This window comes from Paenochrobactrum sp. BZR 201-1, assembly GCF_044987585.2.
Taxonomy (GTDB): Bacteria; Pseudomonadota; Alphaproteobacteria; order Rhizobiales; family Rhizobiaceae; genus Paenochrobactrum; species Paenochrobactrum pullorum.
In genome coordinates, this window is sequence record NZ_JBJDRZ020000006.1 from 172,140 (window position 1) to 196,979 (window position 24,840).

Consider the following 24,840-nt stretch of genomic DNA (forward strand, 5'->3'; position numbering starts at 1 on the left):
GCATATGTTCCTTACGAGTAGGTGTGGGAAACACGAAATAAACCAATGCTTTCATTGTCATCTATGTATCAAAAACATTGCGGTAGGCCGTCTGATGCGAAGCGGTGCGATGATATTTATATCAATCGTAGATGTTTAAACTGGAATTGTCTTAGCGATGTTTAATCGGACGCTATTGCCGTTTGATGCTCTATGAAAAGAACACCTATTGAACAAAAAATGTAAACCGTTAGAAAAAAGCTGTAAACTGCCGTTTGGGCTATCTTGTGTAAGTCATTGAAATTTATGGCGATCCCGACAGGATTCGAACCTGTGACCGTCGGCTTAGAAGGCCGGTGCTCTATCCAGCTGAGCTACGGGACCAAAATTGGCTGGTCTGTCCGGAACTTATGTGCGCAAACAAACACAATTGCAAGATAAGTCTTGCGGGCATCCTACGATTTCAAAAGGATTTTATGATCCTGTTAAAATTAATGGGTCCAAGGTTGCAGGCGGTCCGAACGGAAATTATCCGAATAAGAAACTGCACGTCGTTTCGCTTCATTGGGTTCGAAAAGGCGATAGGCAATGCCATTACGAGTCGCATAGGCTATTGCTTCTTCTTTTGTTTCGAATTTAAGGCGTACTTGGCTCAGCATATCTCGGCCGGACGTGTAGCCCATCAACGGTTCAACAATGCGTGGGGCCTGCGGTTCATATTCCAGAAACCATGTTTCCGATTTGGCTTTGCCAGATTGCATGGCTGTTTTTGCAGGGCGATAAATACGTGCGACCATGTGGAGAACCTTGCTATCCGCTTTTCTTTGTAATGGTCGGAGCGGCAGGATTCGAACCTGCGACCCCCTGATCCCAAATCAGGTGCGCTACCAGACTGCGCTACGCTCCGCTATCTTGCGAATGACTGTGTTAATAAGGGTAAGCGTTACACTTTGCAAGCCCTAAATCTATCTTTTAAAAGAAAAGTTATCTTTTTAAGCTGCTGAATTAACAAAAGAATATTGCATCAATATATTTTATCATGCCGCTTAGATGAACATCAAATTTAAAAGAAGTTGGGGAGGTTTTCGCTTAATTTTTAAATGATGGTCGGAGCGGCAGGATTCGAACCTGCGACCCCCTGATCCCAAATCAGGTGCGCTACCAGACTGCGCTACGCTCCGCTATCTTGCGAATGACGGCTTAATAAGCGCTCGTTTCTCTGTTGGCAAGCCCTAAAGCAGGATTTTAAAAGAAAAAATGCCAATTTTTTCACAGCGATTGCTTTGGCGTCTCTTTTTGTGTCTCTTCCGCTATGGAAATAACCTCAGCGGAAGAGAAATTCATGACAAATATCAGATTATAAAGGCTTTTATGATTCGAGTGCCGCAAATCCACGCTCCAGATCGGCAATTAAATCTTCCGGATTTTCCAATCCGATTTGCAGACGGATGATTGCACCTCCGTAATTGTTGCGCGCAACTTTACGATCTTGAATATTGACGACCACGGCAAGGCTTTCATAGCCACCCCATGAATAGCCTAGACCGAAGATTTGCAGGGCATTGACGAATCTACGGGCGTCTTCGTCTGTTTTATTGGCAAGAACCATAGAGAAAACACCCGATGCGCCTTTAAAATCACGTTTCCACAACGCATAATCCGGATGGTTTTCCAAAGCAGGGTGCAAAATCTCGCCGGTAAGCGGATGCTTGTCCAGCCAATTGGCGACAGTGAGCGCACTCTTATGATGATGCTCAAGTCTGATTCCCATCGTGCGTAAACCGCGCAGAACTTGATATGCATCATCGCCGGAAACGCACAGCCCCATCGTTCCGTGTGTTTCTAATAATTGCGGCCAGCAGCGTTTATTGGCAGAGACTGTACCGAATAATAAATCTGAATGGCCGGACGGATATTTGGTCGCGGCATGAATGGAAATATCCACGCCAAAATCAAGCGCACGGAAATAGACCGGTGTTGCCCAGGTATTATCCATCATCACAATAATATCACGAGCGTGCGCGGCTTCCACGATGGCCGGAATGTCCTGGATTTCAAATGTATTGGAGGCAGGTGATTCCGTGAAAACAACCTTGGTGTTGTCTTTGAAATGTTTCTCGATATCTGCTCCCAGATCAGGCGAATAATATTCCACTTCGATACCGAGCCTTTTAAGGATTGTATCAGCAAAATGACGGGTAGGATTATAGATGGAATCAACAAACAGCACATGATCGCCCGGACTTAAAAAGGCAAGCAGAGGGACGGTGACAGCGGCAAGGCCGGATGGCACACAAATAGTGCCTTCTGAACCTTCAAGGGCATTGATGGCTTCGCAAAGGGCTTTTGTGGTCGGTGTGCCTCTGGTGCCGTAAGTGTATTCCTGGCTGCCATCAATCATGCTCTCAGCATTGGGAAACAAAACGGTAGAAGCGCGCACAACCGGAGGATTCACAAACCCATGATAATCACGCGGATTATAGCCATCATGTGCAAGGCGGGTGTGAATACCAAGATGTTGTGATTTGTCTTTGCTGGTCATGGAAGTTATGCCTCGGCTATTGAAGTTTGCATGAATCTGATAGCGATTGTGCATAGCTAAGTAAAAAAGGACAGCGATTTGCTTTATTTTTTATAACCGCCATCATTATGACGATGTGGAACGGTTGATACGCGCCGCTGCGAAGTGAAATATAATTTTTTATAAGGCATTATTTATGAATGTTAAGGTATCTCAATTTTCAATAAATCAGGTATACAAGAATTTTTTTGCTATTTTGAAAAAGCCTCGCCCTTCTGGCTGGACGGCACCCATGACCTGGACTTTGTGTATTTTGCCCGTGGCTTTACTGCTTGTGCACCCGTTCGACGCGCAAATCAGCATAGCATGGTCGGAACATACGACAAAATTTCAACATGTGATGGCCGCATCAACCAATATGATAAAGTCGGTTTACTGGTTGCTTCTGGGTGTGCTTATGTGGGGGGGCAGCACTTTTTATCTGAACAAAAAATCTGGACAAGTTGCCTCGACATTCATTGTGCGAGGACGTGAGGCTGGAATTTATCTTTTCTTTGCAATTATTTGTTCAAGCATGCCGGTGACTTTGATCAAATATCTTGTTGGTCGGGCGCGTCCGCATTTGATTGAACAAGTGGGGCCGGAATATTTTGCACCACTGACTGGAAGCTATCTTTATCTCAGTTTCCCCTCCGGTCATGCGATGATGGCCGGTATTTTAATTGTGTTTTCACTTAAATTTCTTCCGCTGCTGAGTTGGGTAACTGTACCGCTTTGTTTTCTGCTGACATTTAGCCGTGTGATTGTTGCCGCCCATTATCCGACCGATATTCTGGCCGGATTTACAATTGGAGTCGTTGTCAGCCTGTGGTTGTATAATTTTTTGAAATTGAGAAATATTATTGCGCCACCAGAAATAAATAAAAAATAACATGCGTTTCCCTCCAATTTTTAGGGATGGAAATGCATGTTTCAATCTGTTTATGTTATGTATCTATATGAATTTGTGATGATTTTGACGGTCATAATTTAAAGCAACAATTTTATGAAATTGGGCGGATTGAAATTGAAAAAATACTTATTCCCCTTGAATTGGTAGGGTTTTGTTTGATTTATTATAAGAAAGTTTAACACGAAATCTCTTGACCACTGGCGATTTATCGCCTTCCATGAGATGGTGAAAGGATCGACCCGTAACGGTTAAGGGCAATTACCGGTAATTTTTAAAAACGGTACGCTCAAAGGGTTGTTCGTGGGGAAAATAATAAAAAGGTTAAATACCAAATGAAAAAAAATATTCATCAGAGCGTATTGGGAAAAATTGTAGCGGGTGCCGCTTTTTCAGCGGTACTGATCGGTGGTACTGCATTTGCTGGCACATTGGATGATGTTAAAGCAAAAGGCTTTCTGCAATGTGGCGTAAATACAGGTCTTACTGGTTTTGCTTCTCCGGATGACAAAGGGGAGTGGACAGGCTTTGACGTGGATTATTGCCGTGCCGTAGCGGCTGCTATTTTTGGTGATCCGACAAAGGTTAAATTTACACCGCTTAATGCAAAAGAACGCTTTACTGCTTTGCAATCGGGTGAGGTGGATGTACTTATCCGTAACACGACCTGGACTATTGGGCGTGATACATCTTTGGGTCTCGATTTTACCGGCGTTAATTATTATGACGGTCAGGGCTTTATGATCAATGCCAAGAAATTGGCAGGCATCAACTCGGCTCTCCAGCTTTCAGGCGCATCTGTTTGTGTTCAGGCCGGAACCACGACAGAACTCAATCTGGCTGATTATTTCCGTGCCAACAAAATGGAATATAATCCGGTTGTATTTGAAAAAGTGGATGAGGTGAATTCGGCCTATGATGCAGGCCGCTGTGATGCTTACACCACAGACCAATCCGGCTTATATTCCATTCGTTTGCGACTTTCCAATCCGGACGATCATATTGTTCTGCCGGAAATCATTTCCAAAGAACCTTTGGGGCCGACAGTTCGCCAAGGTGACTCTCAATGGGCGGATGTAGTTCGTTGGGTGCACTATGCCATGCTCGATACTGAAGAAATGGGCATTAATCAGGGGAATGTTGACGAGATGAAAAACTCGGACAACCCGGAAATCAAGCGTATGCTCGGCACTGAAGCTGATACTAAAATTGGTACCGATCTGGGGCTCGAAAATGATTGGGTTGTGAAAATCATCAAGAGCGTTGGCAATTATGGTGAGGTATTCGACCGTAACATCGGTTCAGGAAGCCCGTTGAAGATTGCCCGTGGCGTCAATGCGCAATGGACCAAAGGTGGTTTGCAATATGGTATGCCTATCCGTTAAGTCGCGGATTTGAGTGCATGCGAAGGGCTGACCGTATCGCTTTAATGTGAGTGATACGGTCATAGTCCGCGCTAAAGGAATGATCTGAACGCCCGCGTTTTTTATTGTGGCTTATTGATAGAGTGAAATTTGTATTGAAACACGGGTTTTGCCGGCGAGGTCGAGTAATGCCTCATCTTTGTAATATGCAGATGCTATTGATCATGCATAAGCATAACAAATACAAACTCGATATGAGGCTAGAGGCTTGAAATAAAACAGGCCGTCTTCTTCTGGTAATTGCAGATCATTATCATATTTCAAGCTGTGTACTTATTTTTTTAAGTCGACAGCTGGCGGGGATTGCTGGTTTGACTTGGTCAGAGCTTTGACCGGGGCAGGTTCTGCTGCCTATCATCTGGCTCCTCCGCACAACATCTGTGGGGAAATAAATGACCTCAGGTTCAATAGTGCAAAATACGATACAGCCCGGGCGTGGATCATTGCTTTATGATCCACGCATACGTGGTATTTTTTATCAGGCTTTGGTCTTTATTGCGGTTGTCAGCTTTATTTACTGGATTGTTGGCAATACGGTTGCCAATTTGCAGAAAGCCAATATTGCATCCGGCTTTGCTTTTTTGAGAGGGCGGGCAGGCTTTGATATTAGCCAGTCGCTGATTGCGTATAATAATGATTCTACCTATGGCCGGGCGCTGTTGGTCGGTCTTCTAAATACTCTTTATGTCGCTTTTTTAGGCATTATCGTTGCTTCAGTCGTTGGTTTTTTGGTCGGTGTGGGACGCTTGTCACCCAATTGGCTGATTAGAAAACTCTGCACCGTCTATGTGGAGGTTTTTCGTAATATACCGCCCTTATTGGTGATTTTTTTCTGGTATTTCGGCGTTTTGTCGGTGCTGCCTCAGGCACGTGAAAGCCTGGAGCTGCCGTTCAATACTTATCTGAACAATCGCGGTTTCTTCTTTCCGTCATTGGTATGGGGTGAAGGTGCTGGTATTGTCGGCAGTTTATGTCTTATCGGCATAGTCGCAGCATTTTTATTAAGCCGCTGGGCGCGTAAGCGTCGTATTCAAACCGGTCAATCATTCCCCACATTATGGTTCAATCTCGCTTTCGTGATTGGTCTGCCTTTATTGGCATTTCTGGCTCTTGGCATGCCCTTAAGCTTTGATTATCCCAAACTTGGCACTTTTAGTTTAAGTGGCGGCGCACAAATCAAGCCGGAATTCATGTCGCTTTTTCTGGCTTTGTCTTTCTATACGGCGTCATTCATCGCAGAAACCGTGCGTGCCGGTGTCTTAGGTGTCAGCCGCGGACAATCGGAAGCAGCCGAAGCTTTAGGCCTGCGCCCACGCCAAACAATGCGGCTGATCATTATACCGCAAGCCATGCGCATTATTATTCCGCCGCTTTCCAGCCAATATCTGAACCTGACGAAAAACTCGTCATTGGCGATCGCAATCGGATATCCGGATCTTGTCGCCGTGGGAGGAACAATCCTTAACCAGACTGGTCAGTCGATTGAGGTTGTGGCGATTTGGATGGTGATCTATCTCGGTATCAGTTTGCTGACTTCCGGCTTTATGAACTGGTTTAACGCCAAAATGGCCTTGGTGGAGCGCTGAATATGACCAGAGAAAACTTACTTTATGTGCGTGAAAATCTGGCACCGCAGGAATATCCGCCAGAAAATAATGCAGGTCTATGGGCTTGGGCGCGTGTCAATCTCTTATCCACGCCGGTGAATACTGTGCTGACAATTCTTGCCATATTGGTATTATGGTGGTCGGGGCCACCATTAATCCGCTGGCTGTTTATCGATGCTGTGTGGACGGGGTCTGATCGCTTTGCCTGTCTTACCACTGCACAAGGCGGTGAACTGGCAGAGGGCTGGAGCGGTGCGTGTTGGGCCTTTGTCCAGGCCAAATATCAGCAGTTTCTTTATGGTCGTTATCCAATTGATCAGCGTTGGCGTGTTAATCTGACAGCGGCACTCTTTGTCGTGTTGTTGGCGCCTTTGATGATTCCGGCAATCAAACACAAAGTTGCCAATGCCATTTTGTTTTTCATAATCTTTCCGGTTGTGGCATTCATTTTGCTGGTTGGCGGTGCTTTTGGTCTTTCCTATGTGGAAACACCATTATGGGGAGGGCTGCTGGTAACACTTGTGCTTTCCTTTGTCGGAATTGCGGTTTCGCTGCCACTTGGAATTTTGCTGGCTTTGGCGCGACGCTCCAATCTGCCGGTCATCAAAGCGATTTCTATTATTTTTATCGAAACCGTACGTGGTGTGCCACTGGTGACAGTGCTCTTCATGGCAAGTGTTATGCTGCCATTATTTTTGCCGCCAGGGGTAAGTTTCGACAAGTTGATGCGTGCGCTTATCGGTGTGGCTTTATTTGCATCTGCTTATATGGCTGAAGTTGTGCGCGGTGGTTTGCAGGCTATACCAAAAGGCCAATATGAAGGCGCTGAGGCACTGGGCTTGAGTTATTGGCATAAAACCGGCCTGATTATATTGCCGCAAGCTTTGAAAATGGTCATTCCGGGCATTGTGAATACCTTCATCGGACTATTCAAAGATACAAGTCTTGTTTACATTATTGGTATGTTCGACTTGCTTGGGATCGTGAGACAGAATTTCTCGGATGCGAATTGGGCGACACCGCAAACACCGTTGACGGGGTTGGTCTTCGCCGCTTTTGTCTTTTGGATTTTCTGTTTTGGTATGTCGCGCTATTCTATTTTTATGGAACGCCGCCTTGATACCGGCCACAAACGATAATTGAGGGAATAACGGTTATGAATGCACAACCAAATAATAAAGTGGCTGAAATGGCTATCGGTGAGACACCCAAGATGCAGGTCTCTAAAACCGAAGTGGCAATTGAAATTGAGCATATGCATAAATGGTATGGTGAGTTTCATGTGCTGCGCGACATCAATTTAAAAGTGATGCGGGGAGAACGTATTGTGGTGGCTGGCCCCTCCGGCTCGGGTAAGTCCACCATGATCCGCTGTATCAATCGCTTGGAAGAGCATCAAAAAGGCAGGATTATTGTAGACGGCACAGAGCTTACTAATGATTTGAAGAAAATTGATGAGGTGCGCCGTGAGGTCGGCATGGTTTTCCAGCACTTCAATCTGTTTCCGCATCTGACAATTTTGGAAAATTGCACACTGGCACCGATCTGGGTGCGTAAAATGCCGAAAAAACAGGCCGAAGAAGTGGCAATGCACTATCTGGAACGCGTCAAAATTCCGGAGCAGGCCCATAAATATCCGGGGCAATTATCCGGTGGGCAGCAGCAACGTGTGGCGATTGCCCGCGCTTTATGTATGAACCCGCGTGTGATGTTGTTTGATGAACCAACCTCTGCACTTGATCCGGAAATGATCAAGGAAGTGCTGGATACAATGGTTGGCCTGGCTGAAGAAGGCATGACCATGATTTGCGTGACCCATGAAATGGGCTTTGCCCGTCAGGTTGCAAATCGGGTTATATTCATGGATCAGGGGCAGATTGTTGAAGAAAATGCACCGGCAGAATTCTTTGATAATCCTCAGCATGAACGCACCAAATTGTTCTTGAGCCAGATTTTGCATTAATTGTCTGTCATATCAAATTAGAAAAAGCGCCATTTCAAAAGGCGCTTTTTTTTATTAGTGTTGGGATGGGTGTAAAAAAAGCCCCCGTGTGAAACACAGGGGGCTTTTTAATTTATTAGATAGAAGAGAACATCTCTTAGAAGAAGCTCTTCTTCTGCCACCATCCCGACCGCTTGGCTGCCGGTGCTGCTTCATTGTCGCTGGATGTAATCACCGGCTGCGACGTTTCCTGCGGCTGATTTACCGGCACAGTAATCGGCTCAACTGTTTCTACAATTGGCTGTTGTTGAGGTTCATCAGCACCAACAACTGGAACATTCTCAGGAGCTTCAATTGCATCCTCAGCTTTAGTCTTGCGTGTGCGTGGTTTACGGGTTGATTTTTCAGCTGCTTCAACCGGAGCTTTTTCAGCAGCTTTATCTTTGGCCGCCGTTTTGCGTGCACGCGGTTTACGAACAGGCTTTTCTTCTGCAACGACGTCTTCTGCAACGGATTCTGTCGAAACTTCAGCGGTTTTTACAACCTCAACAGCTTCAGCTTTCTCATCCGCAACAGGGGCTGTTTCTAAAGTCACAGCGGTTTTAACTTTTGTAGTGCGGCGACGAGCAGGCTTTTTCGTCTTTTCTTCGCTCTTTTCAGCAATGGGAGCAGCTTCAACAGTCTTGGTTGCTTCTGGCTTGCCTGCCTCAACCTTTGCACTGACACTCGCTTCAACAGTCACTGCGGCTACAGGTGCAGGGCCCGGAACAGGTTCCGCTGGCGGAACATTTCTTGCCTTTTCCGCAGCTTCTTTTGCAGCTTGGCGTTTAGCTTCAGCGGCGGCCAACAATTCTGTCCAGTCACCGATCAGTTCCGCTGCCGGAAGGTTGTTGTAATGTCCGTCATCACGACGGTTTTTACGTCCGCCACGACGGCCACGGCGGCGTTTTTTACGCTGATCATCGTCTGAATGACCACTGGAAGCGGCATGATCTGCGTGGCCATCACGCTCATTTTCATCATCGGATTGTGCGTCTGTATCATGGCTGTCGGCGTGATTATCACGCTCGCCACGGCGACGGCGACGACGGCGGCGGCGGCGATCATTGTCATTGCCAATGGTTTCTTCCTTGTCGGAGGAAGCCAATTCTGTTTCAGCTTCGATCTCGTCAGCTTCAGCCGGCAATTCAGGATCTTCAATGCCATCATCATAATAGTCTGCCGGTTGCAGGGCAGGCATAGTGATTGGACGGGTTGAAGGTGTACCTTTATCAATAACCAGATTTTGCACACCAACAGATTCATCGGCATTGATATGGATGTTGAGGCCGAAACGGGCTTCCAGATCGGATAAAAGCTGGCGCTTGTGATTCAAGACATAAAGGGCGGTCGCCGCAGGTGTGCGAACGGAAATATCATAGCCGCTATTACGCATCAGATAATCTTCAACGGCACGGATAACATGCAGCGCCATCGAAGAATCGGAGCGGATATGACCTGTGCCACCGCAATGCGGGCAAATCTGCATCGTGCTTTCAAGAACAGATGCACGAATGCGCTGACGCGACATTTCCAGCAAACCGAAATGCGAAATACGTCCGACCTGAATACGTGCCCGATCATCTTTCAGGCAGTCTTTCATTTTCTTTTCAACAGCGCGGTTATTGCGTTTTTCTTCCATATCGATGAAGTCAACGACAATAAGGCCGGCGAGATCGCGCAGACGTAATTGACGCGCAACTTCTTCTGCTGCTTCCAGATTGGTCTGGAGCGCTGTTTCTTCAATGGAATTTTCGCGCGTCGAGCGGCCTGAATTTACGTCAATCGCCACCAGCGCTTCGGTTTGGTTGATAATAATATAACCGCCTGATTTCAGCGTCACTTGCGGCAGCAACATACGATCCAATTGCGCTTCAATGCCGTTACGGGCAAAGATTGGCAATTGTTCACGATAAGGCTGCACCACACGGGCATGGCTTGGCATCAACATCCGCATGAATTCTTTTGCCTCACGATAACCTTCTTCGCCGGCAACAAGAATTTCGCTGATATCTTTATTATAAAGATCACGAATCGAACGTTTAATCAGGCTACCTTCTTCATAAACGAGAGCAGGTGCCACTGATTGCAATGTCAGATTGCGTACATTTTCCCACATACGCATCAGATATTCATAGTCACGGCGCACTTCTGCTTTGGTGCGGTTGGCACCGGCAGTACGCAAGATGACGCCCATGCCCTGCGGCACTTCCAGCTCTTTGACGATATCTTTTAAGCGCTTGCGATCCTGAATATTGGTGATTTTGCGCGAAATACCGCCACCACGTGCCGTGTTAGGCATCAAAACGGAATAACGTCCGGCAAGTGACAGATAAGTGGTAAGAGCCGCGCCTTTGTTGCCGCGCTCTTCTTTAACTACCTGAACCAGCAAAATCTGGCGGCGTTTGATCACTTCCTGAATATTGTATTGACGGCGATGCACACGGTTATGCGTTGGCAGTTCTTCCATCGCATCTTCAGAACCTACAGATTCGACGGTGTCATTTTCATCGTCACTGTCATGATCGTCATCATCATGATTGTCTGAAATGAAATCATCAGCAGGTTCTGACACGCTTTCCAAATGGATCGCATGCGGAACAGCCGGTGTGCCGGGCACATAGTCAACAAAAGCAGGGCCGACTGGTTCTGCTGCCGGAACAGCATTTTTCGCCGCGCCATTGTCATGGCGGCGGTTGCGACGGCGATTGCCACGGCGGCGATCATGACGATCTGAGCGTGAACCTTGCGCATTACTTTGCGGCTGCTCATCATGATCGTCATCATCATTGTCGGCATTGGCGGCTGCTGCCGCAGCTTCTGCTTCCATCAAAGCCTGACGGTCAGCAGCAGGGATTTGGTAATAATCAGGATGAATTTCTGAAAATGCCAAAAAGCCGTGGCGATTGCCGCCATATTCAACGAATGCTGCCTGTAAGGATGGCTCGACGCGTGTTACGCGGGCGAGATAAATATTGCCTTTAAGTTGTTTTTTATGCTCGGATTCAAAATCAAATTCTTCAATTTTATTACCCCGCGTAACGATAACGCGCGTTTCCTCCGGGTGAGAGGCATCGATAAGCATCTTGTTTAACATGTTTGTTTTTCCTGCCGACAACGCGGCGCACATCAAAGGGGCGCAAGAGAACCAAATCTTTGGTTGCTCGCTCAAGAGTGCGTCTGTCGGATGGTTCGAGGTTCTTCGAAACAGTCAATAAGGCTTCTACGCGTAACTGCCTTGCGGCGATCGCGGTTTCCTGCCTGTTATTGATCGGTCTTTTTTGACCCATATCTGTTCCGAACGAAACGACCTAAAAAATGACCTGGAAATGCCAGGCCGACCTTGTTTGCCCTGTTAAGAGCTGGCGACCACGTTGAATAATGACGCTGTCGTCCAATTAAAAAGCGGTGTGAACCGCAAAATCCTGTACGGGTACGGCTGGCGATGATGATCGCCCATTGCGCGGAAAGTCCGAGTTATAACTGCTTTCACCAGTTATTTCAGGACTTTGATTCTGCGGGCAAAACCGAAACCTAACTATGCTTTTATGACCTGTTTTCACTCATGACAAGAAGGAATATTTTACATAACCCTTCAAGTGACAGGTTGAGAGCTGCAGATTACCTTTAAAAAACTTAATTACATAAAAGATTAACTACATTGCGTTTAGTCTTTAATAATTCATTTGGCGTGTGATTTTTGCCGAAATCTGGACATAAGCTTTCTTTAACAGAGTTAAAAATGGGCAATTGCTTATTTTCAAATATTGGGCGGCGGTTGGCTGAGCCTCTATCGATTATGGTATGATAATGCGTTCTTTTTTAGGATTGTTCTTTAGCCTTGGAATCATTTTTGTTCTGGGCGTTCAATCAGTATTGGCTGCACCTGTTTCTGCTTTAACATTTCGTATGGCCGGAGATGAGCTACGCACACGCATTGTCGTGATGTTTGATGAAAAACCGGATGTCATGCCGATCTTGTTTGCCAAGCCGCATCGTTTGGTATTGGAACTGAATGAAACGCGCTTCGGTTTTGATGAAAAATCCTTAACCCCTCGTGGGCTTGTCTCATCAGTGCGTTATGGTTTGGCAGGTGAGGGGCGTTCGCGTTTGATTTTATCGCTTATTGGTCCATTCAAGCTTGAAAATATTGATGTGATCAAAAATGAAAACGCGCCCGGCTATCGTATGGTTGTCGATATTATTGCAACATCAGATCGGGAGTTTGCGGATGATCTGGCTGAACAGAACCGTCAAAGTGCATTAACGCCCGCACAGGCTGCGCAAGACAAAATGAGCCGTGAAAAGCAACAGGCTGCTAAAAAATTCACCATCATGCTGGATGCCGGACATGGCGGTATTGATAGTGGTGCCGAGGGTATCAGCGGTTTGAAAGAAAAAGATGTTACACTGGCGTTTGCAAGGGATTTGCGTGATCGTTTAGAAAAAGAAAAAGATTTTCAGGTGTTTATGACACGCGATGAAGACGTTTTTTTACGTCTTGGTGAGCGTGTTCGTCTGGCTCGTCAACATGAGGCTGATCTTTTCATCTCCATCCATGCCGATAGCGTGCCGCAACATTACATTCGTGGCGCAACTGTCTATACAATCTCTGATAAAGCATCTGACTCAGTCGCGCGTGCAATGGCGGAGCGTGAAAACAGATCGGATGAATTTGCCGGTATTGTGCCTGACGATTTACCTGAGGTCACTGATATTTTGCTGGATTTGACGCGCCGTGAAACGCACGGCTTCTCACTGAAGTTTGCCGATAAAGTTTTGCAGTCATTGGAGGGGGAGGTCAGCCTTATCAATAATCCGCATCGTTTTGCCGGTTTTCAGGTGTTACGTGCGCCCGATGTACCGTCTGTATTGATGGAAATCGGTTATTTGTCGAACAAAGAAGATGAAAAGCTGATTACCGATCCGGAATGGCGCAAACTTTTTGCCGAACGTTTGGTTGTTGCTATCAAGCATTTTTCTATCATGAAAAAGAACCTGTCACCGATTCCCTGAAAGCTGACAGGCCATTGTAATATTGGTCAGAAAAACAGGTGCCGTTTTGATTTCTTTTTTTATGTGTGATTTAAGCTTCACCTGAAATAAACTATTGTTCATGTATGATAATTTATCGCAGGCGATTTTGTAAAATGCTGCAATTTTGCATATCCGGCAGATAAAGTGATTTGAAGTTCGTAATTTTAGGTTAAATCTTTATAAATGATCTTGCCTTTGACGTAATTGCCCTTCACTACCAACTTTTAGTGTCGTGAACATGCCGCAATTGTGTTTTTGGATGTAAACGATAACACATGATAAAAATGCATGTGACGGAAATGAAACTGACTGGCTGTTTGGTGATACGGAAGGTAGGATTCCGGGTTTATGGTACGACTTATCGGTTATTTCTTCGGCATTGGTGCCGTTTTCATGCTTATGGTTGCTGGTGCCGTTGCGGTTTTTATCAGTAAAATAAACAAGGAACTGCCCGATTACGAAGTTCTGGAGAATTATGAGCCTCCTGTAATGACGCGTGTTCATGCGTCTGACGGTAGTTTGATGGCCGAATTTTCCAGAGAACGTCGCTTGTACCTGCCGATTCAGGCTGTACCGGATCGTGTGAAAGCTGCTTTCATTTCTGCTGAAGATAAGAACTTCTACCAGCATAATGGTGTGGATGTTGGCGGCGTTGCCCGCGCAATGGTCAATAATGTCAAAGGTCTTGGCAGTGGTCGCCGCCCTGAAGGCGCCTCGACAATTACGCAGCAGGTGGCAAAAAACTTCCTCCTGAGCACCGAACAGACCTATGATCGCAAAATCAAGGAAGCAATTTTGGCCATGCGTATTGAGCAGGCCTATTCCAAAGATCGCATTCTTGAACTTTATTTGAACGAAATTTTCTTTGGTATGGGCGCTTATGGTATCGCGGGCGCAGCACTTACTTATTATGATAAAGCGGTTGGTGAATTATCTATATCTGAGATGGCCTATCTGGCAGCACTGCCGAAAGGCCCGGCCAATTATCATCCCTTCCGCCGACCTGAACGTGCTATTGAGCGACGCAATTATGTGATCGATCGCATGGCTGAAAACGAATATATCACCATGGAAGAGGCAGAAGCGGCTAAGGCTGAGCCGCTGCACGTCAATATTCGTCAGACCTCGAAATATCTTGCTTCGTCAGAATATTTTACCGAGGAAGTACGCCGCCAGATCATCGCCAAATACGGTGACAAAGCCCTTTATGAAAGTGGCTTGTCGGTTCGAACGACCCTTGATCCGAAATTGCAGGTGATGGCGCGCAATTCGTTGCAGGCAGCACTTTTGCGTTATGATGAAGCGCGCGGATATCGCGGACCATATAAGCAAATTGAGCTTGGTTCAGATTGGGGTGTTCCGCTTGGCGAGATATCGGCATTCTCCGATGTGCCGGAGTGGCAGTTATCGGTTGTGCTTAATGTTTCAGCGGCTGGCGCAGATATTGGGTTGCAGCCGGCGCGTGAGGCTTCAGGTGCACGTTCAAAAGAACGCAAGCAAGGCTTTATTGCCGCTGATGATATGAAATGGGCTATGCGCGTTATAAATATCGGCGGCAAACGCACCAGCGCCAAGTCACCTGAAGGTGTGCTTAAAGCGGGCGATGTCGTCTATGTTTCGCGCAAAAAAGACAGCGACACAGCTTTCCGTCTGCAACAGCCGCCGAAAGTCGAAGGCGCTCTCGTCGCGATGGATCCGCATACCGGACGTGTACTGGCAATGAGTGGCGGATTCTCTTTCTCCGAATCTGAATTCAACCGCGCGACACAGGCTTACCGTCAGCCAGGTTCCTCCTTCAAACCCTTCGTTTATGCGGCAGCACTTGATTATGGCTATACGCCTGCTTCAGTTGTGCTTGATGGGCCGTTGGAAGTTAATCAAGGCGGCTCATTGGGTGTTTGGGCTCCTAAAAACTATTCAGGTAAATTTTCGGGCCCGTCGACATTGCGTTATGGTATCGAACAATCTCGTAACGTGATGACTGTACGCCTCGCGCAAGATATGGGCATGAATGTCGTTGCCGAATATGCCGAGCGTTTTGGCATTTATGACAAGATGATGCCGGTTTTGTCGATGTCGCTTGGTGCAGGTGAAACAACTGTTTTGCGTATGGTTACCGGTTATTCGGTGATGGCCAATGGCGGACGCAGCATTACACCTTCGATGATTGACCGTATTCAGGATCGTTATGGTAAAACAATTTTCAAGCATGACAGCAGGAAATGTGAAAACTGTAATGCCGAGACATGGTCAAATCAGGATGAGCCGGAATTGATTGATGATCGTGATCAGGTGCTTGATCCGATGACCGCCTATCAGATCACTTCCATGATGGAAGGTGTTGTGCAACGTGGTACCGCACGTGTCTTGCAGGACTTGAAGCGTCCGGTTGCTGGTAAAACCGGTACCACTAACGATGAAAAAGATGCCTGGTTTGTGGGCTTTACACCTGATCTCGTTGTTGGCGTTTATATCGGTTATGACAATCCGACCCCGCTTGGTCGTGGCAGTACTGGTGGTGTGCTGGCGGTTCCGGTTTTCAAAAACTTTATGGAGCAAGCGCTCGTCGGTAAGCCAAAATCGGAATTCCGAGTGCCGGAAGGCATGATGATGATTCCGATCAACCGTCGCACAGGTATGCGTATTGCTGCCGGTTCCGGTGATGCATTTATGGAAGCCTTCAAACCGGGAACAGGCCCAGCTGATTCTTATTCCGTAATCGGCATGGATGATTTCCAGGAAGGTTCACCAATTGCTCCGTCTTCACCGCAGGCGACACGGGCGCTGTCTTCCGGTTCCGGTGGATTGTATTAAAGTTGCAAATTCTTTACAGGCTTTGATGGGGCGACTATGTTGCCTCATCATTTGTTTGGTGAGTTAAGTATGGGAGCGAAATTTCGCTCCGGGTTTTGAGAATAGATAAGGATTATAAAGCGAATGCGCGCTGAAATTGAAAGCTTAGTCGACGAAATCAAGCAGGCCATAAGCCTGCTGAGGAGGCATCTTTGACTGGGATCAGTCTATTAAACGGCTGGGTTATTTAAACCAGCGCGCAGAAGATCCAACCCTTTGGAATGATGCTCAGGAAGCGCAAAAGCTGATGCGTGAGCGCCAGCAGCTTGAAGACAGCATCAATGGTATCAAATATCTGAGCCAGACTTTGAATGACAGCATTGAGCTGATCGAGATGGGTGAAGAAGAGGGTGATAAGTCGATTATCACCGATGCCGAAGATGCAATCCGTGCGTTGAAAACCGACATTGCGAAGCGTCAGATTGACATGCTGCTGTCTGGTGAAGCCGATGCGAACGACACTTATGTGGAAGTTCATGCCGGTGCCGGCGGTACGGAAAGTCAGGACTGGGCGTCGATGCTGCTGCGTATGTATACGCGCTGGTCTGAAAAAAGCGGTCGTAAGGTTGAGCTGCTTGAAATTCACGATGGTGAAGAAGCAGGGATCAAATCAGCGACACTGCTGGTTAAAGGGCACAATTCTTACGGTATGATGAAAACCGAATCCGGTGTTCATCGTCTGGTGCGTATTTCGCCTTACGATTCCAATGCGCGTCGCCACACGTCATTTGCCAGTATCTGGGTTTATCCGGCTATCGACGACAATATCGAAGTGGATGTGACCGAAGCCGACGTCCGTATTGATACATATCGTGCATCAGGTGCCGGTGGTCAGCACGTCAACACAACCGACTCGGCTGTTCGTATTACCCATATCAAAACCGGTATTGTGGTTCAGTGTCAGTCGGAACGATCACAGCATAAAAACCGTGCAACTGCATGGTCGATGTTGCGTGCTCGTCTTTATGAAGAAGAGCTGAAAAAACGTGAGGAAGCCACCAATGCGATGACGGCTTCCAAAACCGATATCGGCTGGGGACACCAGATCCGCTCTTATGTATTGCAGCCTTATCAGCTGGTTAAAGATCTGCGTACCGGTGTTGAAAGCACCAATCCGCAGGAGGTGCTGGACGGCGCTGTTACACCTTTCATGGAAGCAGCACTCGCCCATCGCATCAGCGGCAGTGACGTGGTGGTTGAAGATATCGACTAACCACTGAAGGTTATTGAACTGGTTTTTGTGCTGCGGGGCGGGATTGCATAGTGCTGTTTCGCCCTGCATCATGTGCATCTGACAAATATGGATTCGCAGTTTCATGCTCTATTTTTCGCGCTGGAAAGTCGCTCTGATCTGGTTGGTCGTCTTTATCGGCGTTATTCTTGCCTTACCCAATCTTTTCTCGCGTGATACCTTAGACGGGCTGCCGAATTTCCTGCCGAAAAAGCAGGTGTCGCTCGATCTTGATTTGTCGGGTGGCTCGCGTCTCATCATTCAATCTTCGAAAACATCAGACCGTGTCGTTGACCAAACGGTTGAAGTTTTGACCAGCCGTTTAAAAGAAATGGGCTATGAAGATGCTTTGGTGGAAAAAGAGCGCAAAGGCCAGATTCTGGTTGAAGTGCGTGGCATTTACGACATTCAGCTACTTAAAGATATCTTGAGCGTTGATGGGGCAGTCACCTTCCACGAGGTGGATGCGAATATGTCACCCAATGATGCAATCCGCGGCACACCTCCGGAAGGTGATATCGTTGTCTATTCTTTTGACGATCCGCCGGTTGGCTATTTGTTGGTAAAGAAACCGGCATTGACGGATGCCGATATTCTGGATGCACAGGCTGATTATGCCACTGACGGCAAAACGGCAGTGATTAATATCAAGCTCAGCCCTGAAGGCCGTGCGGCGATGGCAACACTGACTGAAAAAAGCATTGGTCGTGCATTTGCTGTCGTTGTTGATCATCAGGTTATATCTGCGCCGGTTATTCAGGCAAAAATTGATGCAGATGAATTGCAGCTGACCGGCTCATTTGATTATCAGGTCGCGGGAAACCTTGCGGTCGTATTGCGGTCAGGTTCATTACCGGCAAGCGTGAGCGTGCTTGAGGAGCGTACCATTACATCGGCACTTGGCGCGGATTATGCCAGTGCTGCTATCGTTGCAGCAGTGATGGCAGCCATTCTGGTCGGGCTTTTCATGGTGCTTTCTTATGGCACATTGGGCGTTTTGGCGATGATCGCTTTGGCGGTCAACATTATTTTGCTGACTGCGATTTTGTCGATTATCGGTGCTTCGGTCAGTATGGCGAGTGTTGCCGGTCTGGTGCTGACTATTGGTATGGCTGTTGATGCCAATGTGTTGATTTACGAGCGTGTGCGTGAAGACCGCCGTCATGGTTATTCCGTGGTACAAGCCATGGAATCAGGCTTTTACCGTGCGCTTTCAACGATCATTGATGCAAATCTCACGACGCTGATTGCAGCTGTTGTACTGTTTATTTTAGGCAGTGGTGCTGTTTATGGTTTTGCTTTGACGGTTACCATTGGTATTGCAACCACACTTTTCACGACTTTGACTTTTACCCGCTTGCTGATTTCGCAATGGGTACGCATCATGAAGCCGAAAGAGGTGCCAAAACGTCGCCTCAAACTGGTGCCGACCGTTACCCGCATTCCTTTCATGCGTTTGCAGTTTCTGACGCTTGGTGTATCGGTCTTGGCTTGTGCAATCGTGCTGGCACTTTTTGTCAATGTCGGTTTCAATTACGGTGTCGATTTCCGTGGTGGTGCCATGGTTGAATTGCAGGCACGCCAAGGTGACGCCGATCTCGTTGACATTAGCGAACGTCTGGCCGATCTCAACATTGAAAGTGCCCGGGTGATACCGACCGAAGATGCCAATTCTGCTCTTGTGCTGATCGGCAGTCAGGAAGTTGGCGATGAGGCTGATCAGACGATTGCAGTGAAGCTGCGTGATGAATTTGCCAAAGAATACACATTCCAGCGTGTCGAAGTGGTGGGGCCAACGGTTTCTGAACAGTTGAGCAATGCCGGCATTTTGGCAGTTATTCTTTCACTGCTTGGCATCTTTATCTATGTTTGGTTGCGCTTCCGCTGGCAGCTTGCATTTGGTGCGGTGATTGCAACAGTGCATGATGTGATCATTTTGGCCGGTATGTTCATCATCTTCGGCATGGAGTTCAATCTCTGGAGTGTCGCGGCTATTTTGACCATTATCGGCTACTCACTCAATGATACGATTGTAATTTATGACCGTATCCGTGAAAATTTGCGCCGTTATCAAAGTGCGCCATTGCCGGCAATTATCGATGCATCGATCAATCAGACATTGTCACGCACTATTTTAACGTCCTTCGTGACATTCCTTGCGCATGTGCCGCTATATGTCTTCGGCGGTGAAGATATCCGCAACTTTGCGCTGGCGCTCAGTGTTGGTATTATTGTGGCCAGCTATTCTTCCATTTTCATTGCCGGTCCGTTGCTGGTGCAGTTTGGTTTGAAGCCGCGCAGCGAACGTCAGGATGGTGATGATGATATGAGTGACGAGCTGGCGCAGTCATTAAACTTGGAGAGCTGATATGTCTTCCGGCATTCAGATGCGAGAGGCGCATTTCCCCGGACGTGCGCCCATTGACGCTTATGGCAATGGCGGCTTCCGCTTTGCCGAGATGTCACATCGCGGTTCAATCATGTGTTTGCCAAGCGGTGTGCATTGCTGGGAACCTAACGCGCCGCCTTTGCTGACAAAAGATGATTTGAAGCTCATTCTTGAACAGGCAACTGATATCGAAATTTTGCTGGTCGGCACAGGCATGGACTTGCGCCGTATCCCGGCGGATGTGCGTGATCTTTTGCGCGCCAGCGGTATTTCATCTGATCCGATGAGCACCGGTGCGGCTGTGCGCACCTATAATGTGCTGTTGGCCGAAGACCGTGCTGTGGCAGCCGCCCTGATTGCTGTTGACTGATATGCAGGATAATGAACTTTATTGTCTGGATCTGGTGCGGCAGGCCGATAAAGACCGTTATTTGTCACTGCTTTACGCACCGGAAGAAAAAAGGGGCGCATTAGCGGCACTTTATGCTTTCAATGTAGAAATTGCCCGTATCCGTGATGTGGCAAAGGACGCGCTACCTGGCGAAGTGCGGCTGCAATGGTGGCGTGATCTGATCAATGGGGCGGGGCATGGCGAAACAGAAAGCCATCCTGTAGCTGCGGCTTTAATGGCAGCGATCAAGCGCTATTCATTGCCGATCCATGTCTTTGACGCTTATTGTGAAGCGCGTATTTTCGATCTTTATAACGATCCGATGCCTGCGCGTCATGATTTGGAGGGCTATTGCGGCGAGACAGCATCTGTACTCATTCAAATGGCCGCCCTCATTCTTGATGCGGACAGAGCACCACAATTTAGCGAGGCTGCGGGGCATGCAGGTGTGGCGCAAAGCATTACCGGTTTGTTGCGCTTGATGCCGCTTCACCGTGCACGAAGCCAGATTTATATGCCTGCTGATATTTTGCAGGCAGTCGGATTGAATGCAGAGACTTATCTTGGATCAGAACAGCAGCAAGAACTCACCAATTTGGTGAGTGCAATAATTGCTTTGGCGGATGAGCATTATGTTGCTTATAAAAAAGCTTCCCGTTCAATGCCCGCAACTTTGAAACCCGCTTTTCTGCCGGTCTGTCTGGTACCGGTCTATTTACGGGCACTTTCGCGCAATGCTGCAAGTGTACCGACGCAAATCAGCGATATTTCGCCTTTGCGCCGCCAATGGACGATGATGAAGGCTGCTTTATTAGGGTAATTTTATCAGTACTTATAAAAAAGAGGCGTGATCGGTAACAATCATGCCTCTTTTAATTTTACTGAAGATCAACCAGCTTAAAGTGCTGATTTCTCCAACCAGTTTTTCCAATCTTCCAATGCGCGCGCACTCATGGCACGTTTTTTGGCTATGGTTTTTTCTTTACCGCGCAAGCGTTTGCCTTCGGTTTTAACCACCTCAACCGGTGGGAAAAGGCCGAAATTGACATTCATCGGCTGGAATGAGCGTTTGCCCGGTTCTTCGTCGCTGATAATATGTCCACCGGTAATATGGCCGAGAAGGGCGCCGAAACCGGTTGTCAATGGCGGAACATCCAACGCCTTGCCCAATACTTCTGCGGCAGTAAAGCGCCCGGCCAGCAAGCCGATTGCAGAGGATTCGACATAGCCTTCACAACCGGTGATCTGACCGGCAAAGCGTAAGTTGGGGCGGGATTTCATCCGCAATTTACCATCAAGAAGCACTGGTGAGTTCAAATATGTATTGCGGTGCAGACCACCAAGGCGTGCAAATTCGGCATTTTCCAAGCCGGGTATCATCCGCAGGATAGCGGTCTGATCACCGTAGCGCAGCTTGGTTTGGAAGCCGACCATATTATAAAGTGTGCCCAGTGCATTGTCTTGACGCAATTGCACAACAGCATAAGGCTTAACCGTCGGGTTATGGGCATTGGTCAGCCCCATCGGCTTCATCGGGCCGTGGCGCAACGTTTCCGGCCCACGCTCGGCCATCACTTCAATCGGCAGGCAACCGTCAAAATAAGGTGTGCCTTCCCACTCTTTAAAGTCGGTCTTTTCACCGCCAATAAGAGCTGCGATAAAGGCTTCATACTGCTCTTTATCCATTGGGCAGTTGATATAGTCTTTGCCTGTTCCGCCCGGACCTACTTTGTCATAGCGGGACTGGAACCAGCAGACATCCATATTGATGCTGTCAAAATGAATGATGGGAGCAATGGCATCAAAAAATGCCAGTGCATTGGTGTCCGTTTCAGCTGCAATGGCATCCGCCAACGATGCGGCTGTCAGCGGGCCGGTAGCGATAATGGTTGTGCCCCATTCTTGCGGTGGCAAGCCGGAAACTTCGCCACGCTCAATGGTAATGAGCGGATGCTTTTCAAGCTTTTGAGTCACCGCTAGTGAAAAACCATCGCGGTCAACCGCAAGCGCACCGCCTGCCGGCACCTGATTGGCATCAGCGCAAGCCATGATAAGAGAATTAGCCATGCGCATTTCGGCGTGCAGGACGCCGACAGCATTGGTTTCTGCATCATCCGAACGGAAAGAGTTGGAACAAACCAACTCGGCCAGATGATCGGTTTTATGGGCATCTGTGCCTCGCAGCGGGCGCATTTCATGAATGATAACCGCAACGCCGGCTTCAGCCAGTTGCCATGCCGCTTCGGAACCCGCAAGTCCGCCGCCGATAATATGAATTGGGGAGTGAGAAACTGTGTTTGACATGGGAGTGTTCTTACTCCCTTTCGTTATATACAGCAATCACCACAAATCTGCTTTGCGCAATGTGCAGGCAGTTTTTTGAAACGAAGTTTTCGAAGACTAATCACTTGTTATAAGGCTTAAAGAAGCACCAAACGAATAATGCCCGCCATACTGTGTATGGCGGGCATTATTTCTGTCAGGCTAGCGTGGGAGGAGGGTCGCTAACCCGAAACTGCTATAATAGGGAGGAGGATATATAGCAGTGAATTATTGTAAATAGACAAGTATTTACTTGAGTATTATTAGCGTTTGTTAGCCTGGCGGGCTACATATGGAATATCTGAACGAGAAATTCCAAGGTCATTGAGTTCGCGGTTGCTCAAGATGCTGAGTTCTGCAACTGTCGAACGGTAACGGCGCCAGTTATTGAATGAGCGCATAATGTTCATTTCTTCTGTCTCCGATTGAATTACTGTAGATCAGTGTTTGATCGATGAGTTATATATAGGCCATATATTTAAAATTGGGAGAGACAGGTTTGCATAGCAGCCCTGCAAGCCATGCATTTCAGAAAACATCATTTGGTCACAAGGATAAGTTAGATAGAAGTTTCGGCCATATTTTGAATAACTGCTTTTTATAAGGTTTTCTCACTTTAACATCGACTCCGCTGTGGTCGCTAATTATAGCTAAGTAATAAATACATCAGCGAAAGGGTCTGCCTTTGTCTTTTTCTATGTCGGTTGAAAAGCTCATTTCCAGTTGGAAAGAGCAGGGGCTAATCGATAATGACACGGCTGGAAAATTACTCAGCGATTTACATGCGCGCCGTTCAGGTATTGGTTTGGGAACGGTACTGGCAACCATCGGCGGTCTTTTGCTTGGTGCAGCCGTTATCCTTTTAATTGCAGCCAACTGGCAGGAAATTCCGCGTATCGTGCGGGTTATTTCTGTCTTTGCGATCATTTGGGTTTGCTATATCGGCGGCGTTTGGCGGCGCCTTAAAGATGATGTAGTCTTTTCCAAAGCGCTTTTTATTATTGGTGCCGCAACATTTGGTGCGGGCATCGCTATGGTCGGACAGATGTATCATATGTCCGGGGACGAAGCCTCTGCCACACTGTTATGGACATGCGGTGTTTTTGTTTCGGCATTTTTGCTGCGTGAGTCGGTATTGAGTGCGTTAGCGATGTTTATTGCCGCCTTTTATGTCTTTGCCTCTGCCCAGTATGATTATGATGCCCTGCTTAATCAATCGGGCTTTTATATCGTTCCGGCTTTAGCTTTAACAGGTGCATTGGCTGCATATTTTACCCATTCGCGCATTACCGGTCATCTGGTCGGTATCTTCACATTGGTGTGGTTTGGGCTTCTCTATGCCGAAAACGAACATCAGCTTGTATTGTGGATATTGCTGGCAATCGGTGCGGCTTTAATGTTTGCCGATGGTTTTTCACATGTGACTTTGGAGCGTCTGACACGATTTTCCCGTCCTTTGGCTGGTTATGGTTTTTTGGGCGTACTTGGTGCCATTTTGGCATTTCAGGCGCACAGTATGGCCCTTAATAATTACGAGCAGCCGCATATCCTCTTTTATAGTATCATTATTTTTGCTCTTTGCATTGGTGCGCTTGTCATGTGTGGTCGTAACAATGGCGGCTTGCGCTGGCTGGTTTATCTCGCATTTTCAGGGCAAGTTCTCTATCTGGCCTTTGAAACAATCGGCACAATGATCGGTACATCCGGTTTCTTCTTGAGTTCAGGTGTTTTGGTGCTGTTATTGGCTGTATTTGTACGCCGTATGGAGCGCCGTCTTTCAGGTCATAGCGAGATGGAAACAGAGGTGCGACCATGAAAATGAGCGCTAAATATCTTTATGGTGCAGCCGTTGTGACAGCCCTGTTGCAAACCGGTGTTTTGTTTGCGGGCATTGAAAAGCGTGCACAGATCTTGCGCTACGGGCAGGATATTGTCGTGCAGACGAGCCGGGTTGATCCGCGCGATTTGATGCGTGGTGATTATGTTATCTTAGGCTACGATTTTTCAGAATTTGCTCAAAGCGCTGTTAAGGATGCAACGGATGATTATAGCGGCGATGTTTATGTGGCGGTTAAAAAAGGTGATGACGGTCTTTGGCATATGAGCCGCGCATCCATAAAACCCTTTGATGATCTGAGCGCTGACGAGGTGCAGAT

At 47.4% G+C, this 24,840-nt stretch carries 19 protein-coding genes and 3 tRNA genes; 13 read left to right on the forward strand and 9 right to left on the reverse strand.

Going from position 1 to position 24,840, the window contains the following annotated elements:
* Positions 1–286: 286 nt before the first annotated feature.
* The 5 genes from ACI0FR_RS05970 to ACI0FR_RS05990 form a co-directional block, all read right to left on the reverse strand.
* Positions 287–363: transfer RNA gene (locus ACI0FR_RS05970), tRNA-Arg, on the reverse strand.
* A 107-nt stretch (positions 364–470) separates the two neighbouring features.
* Positions 471–776, reverse strand: coding sequence for an ETC complex I subunit (locus tag ACI0FR_RS05975; protein ID WP_404906254.1), 306 nt, complete (start codon positions 774–776; stop codon positions 471–473).
* A gap of 33 nt (positions 777–809) precedes the next feature.
* Positions 810–886 (reverse strand) — tRNA-Pro (locus tag ACI0FR_RS05980).
* A 197-nt stretch (positions 887–1,083) separates the two neighbouring features.
* Positions 1,084–1,160 (reverse strand) — tRNA-Pro (locus tag ACI0FR_RS05985).
* A gap of 188 nt (positions 1,161–1,348) precedes the next feature.
* Positions 1,349–2,521, reverse strand: coding sequence for a cystathionine beta-lyase (locus tag ACI0FR_RS05990; RefSeq protein ID WP_404906253.1), 1,173 nt, complete (start codon positions 2,519–2,521; stop codon positions 1,349–1,351).
* A 175-nt stretch (positions 2,522–2,696) separates the two neighbouring features.
* Between ACI0FR_RS05990 and ACI0FR_RS05995 the strand changes: the two genes are divergently transcribed.
* From ACI0FR_RS05995 to ACI0FR_RS06015, 5 genes are all read left to right on the forward strand, one after another.
* The gene (locus ACI0FR_RS05995; protein WP_404906252.1) at positions 2,697–3,431 is read left to right on the forward strand and encodes a phosphatase PAP2 family protein; all 735 of its coding nucleotides are present in this window, start codon (positions 2,697–2,699) and stop codon (positions 3,429–3,431) included.
* A 353-nt stretch (positions 3,432–3,784) separates the two neighbouring features.
* Complete coding sequence (locus ACI0FR_RS06000; protein WP_374830353.1) at positions 3,785–4,834, forward strand: amino acid ABC transporter substrate-binding protein; 1,050 nt, start codon at positions 3,785–3,787, stop codon at positions 4,832–4,834.
* Between the two features lie 431 nt (positions 4,835–5,265).
* Positions 5,266–6,459, forward strand: a complete 1,194-nt coding sequence (locus ACI0FR_RS06005) for an amino acid ABC transporter permease (RefSeq protein WP_374830355.1) — start codon at positions 5,266–5,268, stop codon at positions 6,457–6,459.
* 2 nt (positions 6,460–6,461) lie between these two features.
* Positions 6,462–7,619 (forward strand): amino acid ABC transporter permease, encoded by a 1,158-nt coding sequence (locus ACI0FR_RS06010; RefSeq protein WP_374830357.1) that lies wholly within the window; start codon positions 6,462–6,464, stop codon positions 7,617–7,619.
* Between the two features lie 50 nt (positions 7,620–7,669).
* Complete coding sequence (locus ACI0FR_RS06015) at positions 7,670–8,443, forward strand: amino acid ABC transporter ATP-binding protein (RefSeq protein ID WP_374830553.1); 774 nt, start codon at positions 7,670–7,672, stop codon at positions 8,441–8,443.
* A 136-nt stretch (positions 8,444–8,579) separates the two neighbouring features.
* Here the strand turns inward: ACI0FR_RS06015 and ACI0FR_RS06020 are convergent, their stop codons facing one another.
* Positions 8,580–11,558: an Rne/Rng family ribonuclease gene (locus tag ACI0FR_RS06020; protein ID WP_404906251.1), complete on the reverse strand. Its 2,979-nt coding sequence runs from the start codon at positions 11,556–11,558 to the stop codon at positions 8,580–8,582.
* On the reverse strand, positions 11,491–11,751 hold the full coding sequence (locus tag ACI0FR_RS06025) for a hypothetical protein (protein WP_374830361.1): 261 nt from the start codon (positions 11,749–11,751) through the stop codon (positions 11,491–11,493). Before ACI0FR_RS06025 ends, ACI0FR_RS06020 begins: the two co-directional genes overlap by 68 nt.
* A gap of 520 nt (positions 11,752–12,271) precedes the next feature.
* Between ACI0FR_RS06025 and ACI0FR_RS06030 the strand changes: the two genes are divergently transcribed.
* The 6 genes from ACI0FR_RS06030 to ACI0FR_RS06055 all read left to right on the forward strand — a co-directional run bounded on the left by ACI0FR_RS06030 (position 12,272) and on the right by ACI0FR_RS06055 (position 21,182).
* The gene (locus ACI0FR_RS06030; protein WP_461667882.1) at positions 12,272–13,477 is read left to right on the forward strand and encodes an N-acetylmuramoyl-L-alanine amidase family protein; all 1,206 of its coding nucleotides are present in this window, start codon (positions 12,272–12,274) and stop codon (positions 13,475–13,477) included.
* A gap of 369 nt (positions 13,478–13,846) precedes the next feature.
* Complete coding sequence (locus ACI0FR_RS06035) at positions 13,847–16,312, forward strand: penicillin-binding protein 1A (protein ID WP_404906250.1); 2,466 nt, start codon at positions 13,847–13,849, stop codon at positions 16,310–16,312.
* A gap of 123 nt (positions 16,313–16,435) precedes the next feature.
* Positions 16,436–17,564, forward strand: a protein-coding gene (prfB, locus tag ACI0FR_RS06040) for a peptide chain release factor 2 (RefSeq protein WP_374830365.1) whose coding sequence is annotated in 2 segments (ribosomal slippage) — positions 16,436–16,504 and positions 16,506–17,564 — 1,128 coding nt in all. Because the reading frame shifts where the segments join, the coding sequence is not laid out codon by codon here.
* Positions 17,565–17,667: 103 nt separating this feature from the next.
* Complete coding sequence (secDF, locus tag ACI0FR_RS06045; RefSeq protein ID WP_404906249.1) at positions 17,668–19,950, forward strand: protein translocase subunit SecDF; 2,283 nt, start codon at positions 17,668–17,670, stop codon at positions 19,948–19,950.
* Position 19,951: 1 nt separating this feature from the next.
* Complete coding sequence (locus ACI0FR_RS06050; protein WP_404906248.1) at positions 19,952–20,341, forward strand: Mth938-like domain-containing protein; 390 nt, start codon at positions 19,952–19,954, stop codon at positions 20,339–20,341.
* A gap of 1 nt (position 20,342) precedes the next feature.
* Entirely contained in the window at positions 20,343–21,182 is an 840-nt protein-coding gene (locus ACI0FR_RS06055; RefSeq protein ID WP_404906247.1) for a phytoene/squalene synthase family protein, read from the forward strand.
* Positions 21,183–21,259: 77 nt separating this feature from the next.
* On the opposite strand, the gene trmFO is transcribed toward ACI0FR_RS06055, so the two are convergent.
* Both trmFO and ACI0FR_RS06065 read right to left on the reverse strand, forming a co-directional pair.
* On the reverse strand, positions 21,260–22,666 hold the full coding sequence (trmFO, locus tag ACI0FR_RS06060; protein ID WP_404906246.1) for a methylenetetrahydrofolate--tRNA-(uracil(54)-C(5))-methyltransferase (FADH(2)-oxidizing) TrmFO: 1,407 nt from the start codon (positions 22,664–22,666) through the stop codon (positions 21,260–21,262).
* 281 nt (positions 22,667–22,947) lie between these two features.
* On the reverse strand, positions 22,948–23,094 hold the full coding sequence (locus ACI0FR_RS06065) for a DUF1127 domain-containing protein (RefSeq protein WP_343800003.1): 147 nt from the start codon (positions 23,092–23,094) through the stop codon (positions 22,948–22,950).
* A gap of 275 nt (positions 23,095–23,369) precedes the next feature.
* On the opposite strand from ACI0FR_RS06065, the gene ACI0FR_RS06070 reads away from it, so the two are divergent.
* Together ACI0FR_RS06070 and ACI0FR_RS06075 are read left to right on the forward strand one after the other, a co-directional pair.
* On the forward strand, positions 23,370–24,500 hold the full coding sequence (locus ACI0FR_RS06070) for a DUF2157 domain-containing protein (protein WP_404906245.1): 1,131 nt from the start codon (positions 23,370–23,372) through the stop codon (positions 24,498–24,500).
* A partial coding sequence (locus tag ACI0FR_RS06075; RefSeq protein WP_461667883.1) for a GDYXXLXY domain-containing protein occupies positions 24,497–24,840 on the forward strand: 344 nt, incomplete at its 3' end. The genes ACI0FR_RS06070 and ACI0FR_RS06075, both read left to right, overlap by 4 nt.